The organism is Pseudoduganella violaceinigra DSM 15887, assembly GCF_000425385.1.
Taxonomy (GTDB): domain Bacteria; phylum Pseudomonadota; class Gammaproteobacteria; order Burkholderiales; family Burkholderiaceae_D; genus Rugamonas; species Rugamonas violaceinigra.
Window position 1 is genome coordinate 220,262 of the sequence record NZ_KE384360.1, and the last position, 11,193, is coordinate 231,454.

Genomic DNA, 11,193 nt, shown 5'->3' on the forward strand with positions numbered 1-11,193 from the left:
ATGTGAATGATGAAATCGATTAAAGTAGGTTTGCTGGGCGTCGGCAATGTGGGCGCCGGAACGTTCAGCGTATTGCGACGCAACCAGGAGGAGATCCGCCGCCGCGCCGGCCGCGGCATCGAGATCGTGGCCGTATCGGCCCGCAACCTGGAGCGGGCGAAAGAGCGCACCGAAGGCCAGTGCAAAGTCGTGGCGGACCCGTTCGCGATCGTCAACGATCCGGAAATCGATATCGTCGTGGAGCTGATTGGCGGCTATGACACCGCCAAGGACCTGGTGATGCAGGCCATCGCCAACGGCAAGCATGTGGTCACCGCCAACAAGGCGCTGCTGGCCATGCACGGCACCGAAATCTTCGCCGCGGCCCAGGCCAAGGGCGTGATGGTGGCCTTCGAAGCGGCCGTCGCTGGCGGCATCCCGATCATCAAGGCGCTGCGCGAAGGCTTGACCGCCAACCGCATCGAATGGATCGCCGGCATCATCAACGGCACCACCAATTTCATCCTGTCGGAGATGCGCGACAAGGGCCTGGACTTCGCCACCGTGCTGAAGGAGGCGCAGCGCCTGGGCTATGCCGAAGCCGATCCGACCTTCGATATCGAAGGCGTGGACGCGGCGCACAAGGCGACCATCCTGTCGGCGATCGCCTTCGGCATCCCGGTGCAGTTCGACAAGGCGCATATCGAGGGCATCGCCAGGCTGCAGGCGATCGACATCAAGTATGCCGAGCAGCTGGGCTACCGCATCAAGCTGCTGGGCATCGCGCGCCGCGCCAAGGTCAATGGCAGCGAAGGCATCGAGCTGCGCGTGCACCCGACCCTGATCCCGGCCAAGCGCCTGATCGCCAATGTGGAAGGGGCCATGAACGCCGTGCTGGTGCAGGGCGACGCCATCGGCGCCACCATGTACTACGGCAAAGGCGCCGGCCCCGAGCCGACCGCGTCGGCCGTGATCGCCGACCTGGTCGACATCACCCGCCTGGCGACGGCCGACCCCGAGCACCGGGTGCCGCATCTGGCGTTCCAGCCCAACGCGATGACCGACATCAAGATCCTGCCGATGGCCGAGATCACCACCAGCTATTACCTGCGCATGACGGTGGCCGACCGTCCGGGCGTGCTGGCGGAACTGACGCGCATCCTGGCCGACGCCACCATCTCGATCGACGCCATGATGCAGAAGGAGCCGGCCGATGGCGAGACCCACACCGACATCATCCTGCTGACGCACCAGACCCAGGAAAAGAACGTGGTGGCGGCGATCGAGAAGATCGAGAAGCTGTCCAGCGTGGTGGGCAATGTGACCAAGATTCGCCTGGAAAACCTGGCTTGACAAACAATGGCCCCGCCGGGGCCATTTTCTATTTGTTGTTATTAACCACTAACGTCGTTACATTTTGATAGATTCGATGCTTTTTGGAAATTTATTTGCGCAGATTGATTAATATTTGAGCATCCGCTTGAAGGCTTCGTTTATAATTGCTGCTCCCCTGAAAAAGGGTAGATAAAAAACAAAGCAGCAAGAGAAAAAAGCAATGAGCGGGGTGAGTTTTTCCATTGTCAGGCATGCGGCGTGGGCGCCGTCCTTGGCTACGCCGGAGGCGTGGCTGGACTGGTCGCGCGCCCCCACATTTGCCGGGGCCGAGGGTGAGCCGGGCCTCAAGGCCATGCCGCCCATGCTGCGCCGGCGCGCCGCCCAGCTGGGCAAAATGGCGCTGGAAGTGGCCTATGAATGCCTGGGGGACGCAGCCGGCGTTCCGATCGTTTACTGCTCGCGCCACGGCGAAGTCGGGCGCTCCATCGAGCTGCTGGACGCCATGGCGCGCGGCGAGGCGCTGTCGCCCACTGCCTTCGGCATGTCGGTGCATAACGCCAATCCGGGCCTGTTCACCATCGCACGCAAGGAGCAGGCCAATCACATAGCGCTGGCTGCCGGTGCAAGTTCGCTGGAGCATGCGGTGATCGAAGCCTGCGGCCTGCTGGCCGACGGCGCGCCGCAGGTATTGCTGGTGATGGCCGATACCCCCTTGCCTGAGTTGTACGGGCAGTTTGAAGATTGCGAGCGCCAGGCCTTCGCGTTTGCCTGGCTGCTGCAGGCGCCCGGCGGCGCGGGAAATACGCTCTCGCTGCGCTGGGCGCCGGGAGCGCCTGCCATACCCGGCTCCATGCCTGGTGCGCTGCAAGTGCTGCGCTTTTTCCTGGCCGGCGAAGCGCAAATGGTGCGCATGGCCGACCAGCGGCAATGGCAGTGGCAACGCCATGTTTGAGGCGCTGTTCATGTATTGGCGGGTGCTTGCCACCGGCCTGAGTTTCGCATTGTTTGGCATCGGCGGCGTACTGCTGCGGGTGCTGGTATTCCCGCTGCTGCATGTCCTGGTGCGCGACGTGGGAAGGCGCGTGCGCCTGTCGCGGGACCTGATTCGCCACAGCTTCCGCGTGTACATCGAAATGATGCGCGTACTGGGCGTGCTGCGCTACGACGTGAGCGGGCTGGATAAGCTGGAGCGGGGCGGCTTGCTGATCCTGGCCAATCATCCGACCCTGATCGATACGGTGTTCCTGATGGCGTTCGTCAAACAGGCCGACTGCATCGTCAAGGCCAGCTTGCGCGACAACCCGTTCACGCGCGGCCCGGTGCGGGCGGCGTCGTACATCGCCAATAGCGGCGGAGCGGGCCTGGTGGACGATTGCATCGCTTCGCTGGAGCGGGGCAATAACCTGATCGTGTTCCCCGAGGGGACGCGCACCGGCGCCGACGGCGTGATCGCGCTCAAGCGCGGCGCTGCAAACATCGCCGTGCGCGGCGAGCGCGATATCACGCCGGTGGTCATTCAATGCGCGCCAGCCACCCTGGGCAAAGGGGAAAAATGGTGGCGCGTGCCGCCGCGCCGGGTGCGGTTCAGCATCACGGTGCAAGATGACGTGGCGGTGAGCCACTTTACGGGCGAAGGAACGAGCGAAGTGCTTGCCGCACGGCGCCTGACGGATTATTTACAACATTACTTTGCAGGGAAATACGAACATCATGTTTGAACAGGAAGTCAAGGAAATGATCATCGATGTGCTCCAGCTGGAGGACATCACGCCGGACGATATCAATAGCGAAGAGCCGCTGTTCGTCGAAGGCCTGGGCCTCGATTCGATCGACGCGCTGGAACTGGGCGTGGCCCTGCAAAAGCGCTACGGCATTTCGCTGTCGGCCGATTCGGAAGATACGCGACGCCACTTCGCTTCCGTGCGCGCCCTGGCTGCGCTGGTAGAAACGCAACGCAAGCAATAAGGAGAGCAGCATGGTTGACCTGAATGCCATGAGCAAGGAAGAACTGCACCAGTGGGTGGTAACCCTGCTGGCCGACATGTTCGAACTGGATGTGTCGGATGTGACGCCGACCACCAACCTGTACGAAGACCTGGATATCGACAGCATCGACGCCGTCGACCTGGCCGTGAAGCTGAAGCAGCTGACCGGCAAGCGCATGGGCCCTGAAACCTTCAAGACCATCCGCACCATCGACGACGTGGTGACGGCACTGCAAGGACTGGCGACCGAAGAGGCGGCTTGATGTTCTGGACCGTGCTGACCGTGGCGCTCACGCTGCTGTACCCGCTGGCCATCTGGCTCGGGCACGGCCAGCTGGAGCCGCGCTGGCTGGCCTGCGTGCTGCTGCTGGCGGCGGCCACGCGGCTGCCCGCGCTGCGCATCAGCGGCGCCGCGCGCTGGTCGGTGGCGGGCGCGCTGGTGCTGGTCGCGCTGGCCGTGTGGAGCAATGTGCTGCTGCCATTGAAGCTCTATCCGGTCCTGGTCAACATGGCTTTCCTGGCGGCGTTCGGCTTCAGCCTGGCGACGCCCGTTTCGATGATCGAGCGCCTGGCGCGCTTGCGCGAGCCGGACCTGCCGCCTGAAGGCGTTGCGTACACGCGCCGCGTGACGCAGGCCTGGTGCGTGTTTTTCGTTGTCAACGGCTCGCTGGCGCTGGTGACGGCGCTGTGGGCCAGCGAGGCGGTGTGGTCGCTGTATAACGGCGTGATCGCCTACGGCCTCATGGGCCTGATGTTCGGCGGCGAATTGCTGCTGCGCCGGCGCGTGCGCAAGGCGGTGACCCATGCGTGATGCGTTGCTGCACCTGGCCGCGGACCTGGGCGCCCGTCCCGCCGGGGCGCTGGCCGGCTGGCGCGGGACGCAGGCCGTCAGCTGCGCGGCGCTGGCGCAGCGGATGCGGGACTGGCAGCTGGCGCTGGCCGCGCATGCCGGCCGCAATTTCGCCCTGTATCTGGAGGACAGCCTGGAATTCGCCGCGGCGCTGCTGGGCGCCTGGCAGGCCGGCAAGACCATCTGGCTGAGCGCCGATGCGCTGCCCGCCAGCTGCGGCGCGCTGCGCGCACGTGTGGACGGCTTTATCGGCCTATTCCCGGCCGATTGCGCGCCGTTGGCGGCGCCCGCTGCCGCGGCGGATGCGCCGGCGCCGCGCGTGCTCGATGGCGCCTTCGAGGCGCTGGTGGTGCACACTTCCGGCAGCACCGGTGCGCCGCAGGCGATTGCCAAGCGCCTGTCGCAAATGGCCAGCGAGGTGGACGTGCTGGAGGCGATGTTCGGCGCCAGCCTGGGCGGCGACACGGCGGTGCTTGCCACCGTCTCGCATCAGCATATCTACGGCCTGCTGTTCAAGGTGCTGTGGCCGCTGTGCGCCGGCCGTCCCGTCCTGGCCGACAGCGCGCTCTACCCGGAGGAGTTGGCGGCATTGCTGGCGCAACGCCCGTCGCTGCTGGTGAGTAGCCCGGCCCACCTGAAGCGCTTGCCGGAACTGGCCGGCTGGCAGGCTGCGCGCGGCCAGCTGCGCGCGGTATTTTCCTCCGGCGGCCCGCTGCCCGAAGAGGCGGCCTTCGCCTGCGCCGAACTGCTTGGCAAGGCGGCGGTCGAAGTATATGGCAGTTCCGAGACCGGCGGCGTGGCATGGCGCCAGCGCAGCCGGGCCGCTGCCGACGCGGCATGGACCGCGTTCCCGAATGTCCAATGGCGCCTGGATGACGAGGGCATGTTTGCCGTGCGTTCGCCGCATCTGGCCGACGATCACTGGCTGCAGCTGGCCGACCGCGCCGAAGCCACTGCCGACGGCCGCTTCGAACTGCGCGGCCGCGCCGACCGCATTGTCAAGCTGGAAGAAAAACGCATTTCGCTGGACGCGCTGGAAGCGGCCTTGCGCGCCAGTCCACTGGTGGCTGAGGCCCGCCTGCTGCTGGACGACAGCGCAGCGCGCGCCTGCCTGGCCGCTTTCGTGGTGCTGGCGCCGCAAGGCCGCGAGCAACTGGCGGCGCAGGGCAAGCTGGCGCTGAACCGCGCCTTGCGCACCCTGCTGGCCGGCAGCGCCGAGGCCGTTGTGCTGCCGCGCCGCTGGCGCTATCTGGCGCAGATGCCGGTAAATACCCAGGGCAAGACCACCCACGCGGCGCTGGCCGCCCTGCTGGCCGACGCGCCGGCCGAGGCCGGGCGCCCGGTAGAACCCGTATGGCGCGAGCTCGAGTGCAGCGCCACGTCGGCCAGTCTGACCCTGACCGTGCCGCCCGACCTGCTGTATTTCGACGGCCATTTTCCGGGCAGCCCGATCCTGCCCGGCGTGGTGCAGCTCGACTGGGCCATCGCCCGCGGCCGCCATTATTTCGACATGCCGCCGGTATTTCGCGACGTCGCCATGCTGAAATTCCAGCAAATCATCGCGCCGGGCGCGACGTTGCAACTGGAACTGGCCTGGGATGCCGGCAAATCCAGCCTGCAATTCAAGTATTTGTCCGACACCGGACAACATGCCAGCGGCCGCGTGCTGTTTGCCGTAGCCTGATTTTCAACCTTTGATCGAATGCCCATGCAAGACAAATCGTTTTCCCCGCCGCGCCAATCGGCCTTCGCCGCCCGTTATGAAGCGCAGAAGATCGCATTCGGCCCCGTCGTGTTCCAGTGCGTGCGCTACGCGTGGAAGCGCGGCATGCTGCAAGCCCTGGCCGACGCTGGCGGCGCCGGCCTGAGCGTCGAACAGATGGCCGCCGGCGGCCAGTGGAGCGAGTACGCCCTGAAAGTTGTGCTGGAAACCTGCCTGTCGGCCGGCGTGGTGTCGCTCGAAAAGGGCTGCTATGTGCTGGACAAGGCCGGCTTCTGCGTCCTGACCGACAGGATCACGCAGATCAATATCGATTTCAACCACGACGTCTGCTACCAGGGCCTGTTCGACCTGGACCGCTCGCTGGACGCGCAGCAGCCGCTCGGCCTGAAGGCGCTCGGTGAATGGCCGACCCTGTACCAGGGCCTGTCGCAGCTGTCCGAGCCGACCAAGACCAGCTGGTTCGCCTTCGACCACTATTATTCGGACACTTCCTTCCCCGATATCCTGCCGGACGTGTTCGCCACTGCGCCGCGCAAGGTGATGGACATCGGCGCCAATACCGGCAAATTCAGCCTGGCGACCCTGGCCTACAACGCCGACGTGCACATGCACCTGGTGGACCTGCCGCGCCAGCTCGAGGTGGCGGAACAGAACCTGCAGGCGGCCGGCGTGCGCGAGCGCGCCAGCCTGCACCCGATCGACCTGCTGGACGACGCGCACCCGCTGCCGGCCGGCATGGACGTCATCTGGATGAGCCAATTCCTCAGCTGCTTCAGCGAGGCCGCCATCGCCAGCATCCTGCGCCGCGCCACCGAGGCGCTGTCCGAGCGCGGCCAGCTCATCATCATGGATACCTTCTGGGACCGCCAGCAGTACGACATCGCCGCCTACTGCCTGATCAACACGTCGCCGTACTTCACCGCCATGGCCAGCGGCAATTCCAAGATCTACCAGGCCGCCGACTACGTGCGCCTGGCGGAAGCGGCCGGCCTGCGCCTGCTGACCACGCGCGACAACATCGGCTATTGCCACTCGCTGCTGCGCTTCACCCGCGCCGGAGACGCCGGTGTTTAAACCCTGTTTCGTCATCCCCGTCTACAACCACGAGCACGCGATCGCGGGCGTGGTGGCGGGGCTGCTGCCGCACGGCCTGCACTGCGTGCTGGTGGATGACGGCAGCCGCCAGGAATGCGCCGCCGAACTGGCGCGCCTGGCGGCGGCACACCCGCGGCAGCTGAGCCTGGTGACGCATGCCGTCAACCAGGGCAAGGGCGGCGCGGTGATGACGGGCTTCCAGGCCGCCGCGCGCCTGGGCTATACCCATGCGCTGCAAGTGGACGCCGACGGCCAGCACAACCTGGACGACGTGGCGGCCTTCCTGGCCAGCGCCGAGCAGCAGCCGCAGGCGCTGGTGGTGGGCTATCCGATCTACGACGCGTCCGTGCCGAAAGGCCGGCTGTACGGGCGCTACGCGACCCATATCTGGGTCTGGATCAACACGCTTTCGCTGCAGATCAAGGATTCCATGTGCGGCTTTCGCGTCTATCCGCTGCAGCCGGTGCTGGCACTGATGGCGCGCCAGCGCCTGGGCCTGCGCATGAATTTCGATATCGAGATCCTGGTGCGCCTGTTCTGGGACGGCGTGCCGATGGTCAACCGCGCCACCCGGGTCGGCTATCCGGCCGACGGCGTGTCGCACTTTCAGGTCTGGCGCGACAACGTGCTGATTTCGCGCATGCATGCGCGCCTGTTCTTCGGCATGCTGTGGCGCGCGCCGCGCCTGCTGGCGCGCCGCTGGAGCGGTGCATGAACAAGGCCGCGCCGCGCCACTGGGCCGCGATCAACGAGGTGAGCTTCGTGGCGGGCATGCGCCTGCTGTTCTGGACCTTCCGCGTGTTCGGCCGCTGGCCGTTCCGCGCCATGCTGTACCCGGTGCTGTGCTGGTACCTGCTGGCGGCGCCGCGCGCGCGCCGCGTTTCGGGCGATTATTTGCGCCGCGTCGCCGCGTACGCGCCGGTGCCGCGCCTGGGCGTGCTGCGCCATTTCGCCGCCTTTGCCGAGAGCATTCTCGACAAGATGCTGCTGTGGGGCGGGCTGTACGACACGCGCGCCGTCACGGTGCACGGCGACCAGACCATCCAGCGCATGCTGGCGCAAGGGCAGGGCGGCCTGCTGCTGTGCTCGCACCTTGGCAACCTGGAGCTGTCGCGCGTACTCTCGCTGGGCTACCCGGATGTGAAGATCACGGTGCTGGTGCATACGCGCCACGCGCAAGCGTTCAACCGCCTGCTGGCGCGCCTGAATCCGGCCAGTGCCATGAATCTGGTGCAGGTGACGGACATGGATGCGGCGATGGCGATGCAATTGTCCGAGCGGGTGGCGCGCGGCGAACTGGTGGTGATGGCCGCCGACCGCGTACCGGTGGCGGACCAGCCGCGCGTGGCGACGGCTGACTTCCTGGGCGCGCCGGCGCCGTTCCCGATCGGACCGTATGTCCTGGCCGGCGTGCTGCAATGTCCGGTCTACCTGATTTTCCCGCTGCAGCGCGACGGCCGCAGCGAACTGCATTTCGAACTGTTCAGCGAACGCGTGCGCCTGCCGCGCAAGGCGCGCGCGGCGGCGCTGCAGGAATGCGCGCAGCGCTACGCCGCCCGCCTGCAGCACTACTGTGTGCAGGCCCCGCTGCAATGGTTCAATTTTTACGACTTCTGGCATTTACCGACACTGGATACTAGCGATGCACCTGGCTGACCTGACCAACACCAAGCGCGCCGTGCGCTTCGACCGCAACCGACTGACGATCGAAGACATCGTCGATATCGCCGCCGGGCGCGCGCAAGCCGTGCTGTCGGACGATCCGGCCTACCGCGCCATGATCCAGCGCGGCGCCGATTTCCTCGACCGCCTGCTGCGCGAGGACGGCAATATCTACGGCGTGACCACCGGCTACGGCGATTCCTGCACCGTCAACGTGCCGGCCGAACTGGTGGCCGAATTGCCGCACCACCTGTACACCTACCACGGCTGCGGCCTGGGCGAGCATTTCTCGCCGGCGCAGACGCGCGCCATCCTGGCCGCGCGTCTGGCGTCGCTGTCCAAGGGCTTCTCGGGCGTCAGCCTGGACCTGCTGGAGCAGATTGCGCGCCTGCTCGACGCCGGCCTGCTGCCGCTGATCCCGAGCGAAGGCTCGGTCGGCGCCAGCGGCGACCTGACCCCGCTGTCCTACCTGGCGGCGGTGCTGTGCGGCGAGCGCGAAGTCTGGCGCAATGGCGAAACCGTGCCGGCCGCGCAGGCGCTGGCCGAAGCGGGCATCGCGCCGCTGCGTCTGCGCCCGAAGGAAGGCCTGGCCATCATGAACGGCACCGCCGTCATGACCGCGCTGGCCTGCCTGGCGTACGACCGCGCCGAATACCTGGTGCGCCTGTGCACCCGCATCACCGCGATGGCGTCCTTCACGCTGGACGGCAACGCCCACCACTTCAACGAAGTGCTGTTCTCGGTCAAGCCGCACAGCGGCATGCAGCAGGTGGCGGCGTGGCTGCGCAGCGACCTGCCGACCGCGCTGCTGGAACGCAACGGCAAGCGCCTGCAGGACCGCTACTCGATCCGCTGCGCGCCGCACGTGATCGGCGTGCTGGCCGATGCGCTGCCGTTCTTCCGCAGCGCGATCGAGAATGAACTGAACAGCGCCAACGACAATCCGATCATCGATCCGGACGGCGAGACCGTGCTGCACGGCGGCCATTTCTACGGCGGCCACATCGCCTTCGCCATGGACGGCATGAAGAACGCGGTGGCCAACCTGGCCGACCTGATGGACCGCCAGATGGCGCTGATGGTCGACACCCGCTACAACCACGGCCTGCCGAGCAACCTGTCCGGCGCCACCGGCCCGCGCGCGGCCATCAACCACGGCCTGAAGGCGCTGCAGATCAGCGTCTCGGCGTGGACCGCGGAAGCGCTCAAGCTGACCATGCCGGCGTCGGTCTTCTCGCGTTCCACCGAATGCCACAACCAGGACAAGGTCAGCATGGGCACCATCGCCGCGCGCGACTGCCTGCGCGTGCTGGAACTGGTGGAGCAGTGCGCCGCCGCGCTGCTGGTGACGGTGCGCCAGGGCGTGCACCTGCGCTGCCGCGAAAACCCGGACATGGCGCCGCAGGCGGCGCTGGCCGCCATGCAGCAGCGCTTGGCCGAGGATATCGCCGTGGTGGCGGAAGACCGCCGTCTCGACCCGGAACTGCGCCAACTGGTGCAGCGCATCCGCAGCCAGGCATGGGAACTGTATGCGTAAGAAAACCGAAGCGCGCTGGTTTGCCGAAGTCGAGATGCAGGTCCAGTTCTTCGACCTGGACCCGATGGAGATCGTCTGGCACGGCAACTACGTCAAATACCTGGAGGTGGTGCGCTGCGCCCTGCTCGACAAGATCGGCTACAACTATGTCGAGATGAAGGCTTCCGGTTACGCCTGGCCCATCGTCGACATGCAGCTGCGCTACGCGGCGCCGGCCACTTTCGGCCAGGTGCTCAGATTGCGCGCTGAAATCGTGGAATGGGAAAACCGCCTGAAGATTGATTACCTGATCAGCGACGCGGCCAGCGGGCGCCGCCTGAACAAGGCCAGCACGGTGCAGGTGGCGGTCGATATGGCGACGCGGGAGATGTGTTTCGTGTCGCCGGCGGTGCTGTTCGCGAAGCTGGGAGTGCCTGCGCCATGCTGAAACAGCTGATGCTCGCGGCCCTGCTGGCGGCCGCTGCCGCCGGGGCCCAGGCGGGCGCGCCGATTGCCCGGATCCAGTCCATGCTGGCCAAGCCGGATGTGCTGTGCGGCCGCTTCGACCAGACCAAGCAGCTGGCGGGCATGAAGAAGCCGCTGCTGTCGAACGGCCGCTTCTGCGTGGTCAAAGGCAAGGGTGTGTTGTGGCGCACCCTTAAACCGTTCCCTAGCACGCTGCGCCTGACGCGCGACGAAATCGTCCACCTGCAGGGCGAGCGCGTGGCAATGCGCATGGATGCGAAAAGCGAGCCGGTGGTGCGCATGATCAATAGCGTGCTGTTCTCGCTGCTGGGCGGCGATCTGGCGCAGCTGGACAAGCTGTTCGAGGTGGACGGCTCGGCCGACAAGGACGGCTGGCAGGTGGCGCTGAAGGCGCGCGAGCCGGCGCTGGCCAAAGCCGTCGGCGCGATCAGCATGGAAGGCGGCGCCTACGTCAAACGCATCGACATGAACGAGGCCGCCGGCGACAAGACCAGCATCGTGTTCTCCCTGATGCAGGCGGGCGAGGCGGCCATGACGGCGGAAGAAGCGGCGCAGTTCTGAT

13 protein-coding genes are annotated in these 11,193 nt (G+C 66.3%); all 13 read left to right on the forward strand.

The window, feature by feature from the left end; all coding sequences use genetic code 11:
* Positions 1–9: 9 nt before the first annotated feature.
* The 13 genes from H597_RS0127520 to H597_RS0127580 all read left to right on the forward strand — a co-directional run bounded on the left by H597_RS0127520 (position 10) and on the right by H597_RS0127580 (position 11,192).
* The gene (locus H597_RS0127520) at positions 10–1,332 is read left to right on the forward strand and encodes a homoserine dehydrogenase (protein ID WP_028104955.1); all 1,323 of its coding nucleotides are present in this window, start codon (positions 10–12) and stop codon (positions 1,330–1,332) included.
* A gap of 202 nt (positions 1,333–1,534) precedes the next feature.
* A complete protein-coding gene (locus H597_RS0127525) occupies positions 1,535–2,266 on the forward strand; it encodes a beta-ketoacyl synthase chain length factor (protein ID WP_028104956.1) in 732 nt (243 codons plus the stop codon).
* The gene (locus H597_RS0127530; protein WP_028104957.1) at positions 2,259–3,032 is read left to right on the forward strand and encodes a lysophospholipid acyltransferase family protein; all 774 of its coding nucleotides are present in this window, start codon (positions 2,259–2,261) and stop codon (positions 3,030–3,032) included. Before H597_RS0127525 ends, H597_RS0127530 begins: the two co-directional genes overlap by 8 nt.
* Positions 3,025–3,279: a phosphopantetheine-binding protein gene (locus tag H597_RS0127535; protein ID WP_028104958.1), complete on the forward strand. Its 255-nt coding sequence runs from the start codon at positions 3,025–3,027 to the stop codon at positions 3,277–3,279. Before H597_RS0127530 ends, H597_RS0127535 begins: the two co-directional genes overlap by 8 nt.
* A 10-nt stretch (positions 3,280–3,289) precedes the next feature.
* On the forward strand, positions 3,290–3,562 hold the full coding sequence (locus tag H597_RS0127540; protein ID WP_229632258.1) for an acyl carrier protein: 273 nt from the start codon (positions 3,290–3,292) through the stop codon (positions 3,560–3,562).
* A complete protein-coding gene (locus H597_RS0127545) occupies positions 3,562–4,110 on the forward strand; it encodes a COG4648 family protein (RefSeq protein WP_028104960.1) in 549 nt (182 codons plus the stop codon). The genes H597_RS0127540 and H597_RS0127545 overlap by 1 nt, the downstream gene beginning before the upstream one ends.
* A complete protein-coding gene (locus H597_RS0127550) occupies positions 4,103–5,833 on the forward strand; it encodes an ApeI family dehydratase (RefSeq protein ID WP_028104961.1) in 1,731 nt (576 codons plus the stop codon). Before H597_RS0127545 ends, H597_RS0127550 begins: the two co-directional genes overlap by 8 nt.
* A gap of 24 nt (positions 5,834–5,857) precedes the next feature.
* Complete coding sequence (locus tag H597_RS0127555) at positions 5,858–6,946, forward strand: class I SAM-dependent methyltransferase (protein WP_161630650.1); 1,089 nt, start codon at positions 5,858–5,860, stop codon at positions 6,944–6,946.
* Complete coding sequence (locus H597_RS0127560; RefSeq protein ID WP_035375369.1) at positions 6,939–7,682, forward strand: glycosyltransferase family 2 protein; 744 nt, start codon at positions 6,939–6,941, stop codon at positions 7,680–7,682. The genes H597_RS0127555 and H597_RS0127560 overlap by 8 nt, the downstream gene beginning before the upstream one ends.
* Positions 7,679–8,623, forward strand: a complete 945-nt coding sequence (locus H597_RS0127565; protein WP_211232090.1) for a lysophospholipid acyltransferase family protein — start codon at positions 7,679–7,681, stop codon at positions 8,621–8,623. Before H597_RS0127560 ends, H597_RS0127565 begins: the two co-directional genes overlap by 4 nt.
* Entirely contained in the window at positions 8,610–10,166 is a 1,557-nt protein-coding gene (locus H597_RS0127570; RefSeq protein ID WP_028104965.1) for an HAL/PAL/TAL family ammonia-lyase, read from the forward strand. The genes H597_RS0127565 and H597_RS0127570 overlap by 14 nt, the downstream gene beginning before the upstream one ends.
* The gene (locus tag H597_RS0127575; protein ID WP_028104966.1) at positions 10,159–10,593 is read left to right on the forward strand and encodes an acyl-CoA thioesterase; all 435 of its coding nucleotides are present in this window, start codon (positions 10,159–10,161) and stop codon (positions 10,591–10,593) included. Before H597_RS0127570 ends, H597_RS0127575 begins: the two co-directional genes overlap by 8 nt.
* Positions 10,587–11,192 (forward strand): outer membrane lipoprotein carrier protein LolA, encoded by a 606-nt coding sequence (locus H597_RS0127580; RefSeq protein WP_035375370.1) that lies wholly within the window; start codon positions 10,587–10,589, stop codon positions 11,190–11,192. Before H597_RS0127575 ends, H597_RS0127580 begins: the two co-directional genes overlap by 7 nt.
* The last annotated feature ends 1 nt before the right edge of the window (position 11,193 follow it).

What these genes read in the sequence shown, in the direction of transcription:
- H597_RS0127520 (WP_028104955.1), top strand. Translation starts at nt 10, where the DNA reads ATGAAATCGATTAAAGTAGGTTTGCTGGGCGTCGGCAATGTGGGCGCC.
- H597_RS0127525 (WP_028104956.1), top strand. Translation starts at nt 1,535, where the DNA reads ATGAGCGGGGTGAGTTTTTCCATTGTCAGGCATGCGGCGTGGGCGCCG.
- H597_RS0127530 (WP_028104957.1), top strand. Translation starts at nt 2,259, where the DNA reads ATGTTTGAGGCGCTGTTCATGTATTGGCGGGTGCTTGCCACCGGCCTG.
- H597_RS0127535 (WP_028104958.1), top strand. Translation starts at nt 3,025, where the DNA reads ATGTTTGAACAGGAAGTCAAGGAAATGATCATCGATGTGCTCCAGCTG.
- H597_RS0127540 (WP_229632258.1), top strand. Translation starts at nt 3,290, where the DNA reads ATGGTTGACCTGAATGCCATGAGCAAGGAAGAACTGCACCAGTGGGTG.
- H597_RS0127545 (WP_028104960.1), top strand. Translation starts at nt 3,562, where the DNA reads ATGTTCTGGACCGTGCTGACCGTGGCGCTCACGCTGCTGTACCCGCTG.
- H597_RS0127550 (WP_028104961.1), top strand. Translation starts at nt 4,103, where the DNA reads ATGCGTGATGCGTTGCTGCACCTGGCCGCGGACCTGGGCGCCCGTCCC.
- H597_RS0127555 (WP_161630650.1), top strand. Translation starts at nt 5,858, where the DNA reads ATGCAAGACAAATCGTTTTCCCCGCCGCGCCAATCGGCCTTCGCCGCC.
- H597_RS0127565 (WP_211232090.1), top strand. Translation starts at nt 7,679, where the DNA reads ATGAACAAGGCCGCGCCGCGCCACTGGGCCGCGATCAACGAGGTGAGC.
- H597_RS0127570 (WP_028104965.1), top strand. Translation starts at nt 8,610, where the DNA reads ATGCACCTGGCTGACCTGACCAACACCAAGCGCGCCGTGCGCTTCGAC.
- H597_RS0127575 (WP_028104966.1), top strand. Translation starts at nt 10,159, where the DNA reads ATGCGTAAGAAAACCGAAGCGCGCTGGTTTGCCGAAGTCGAGATGCAG.
- H597_RS0127580 (WP_035375370.1), top strand. Translation starts at nt 10,587, where the DNA reads ATGCTGAAACAGCTGATGCTCGCGGCCCTGCTGGCGGCCGCTGCCGCC.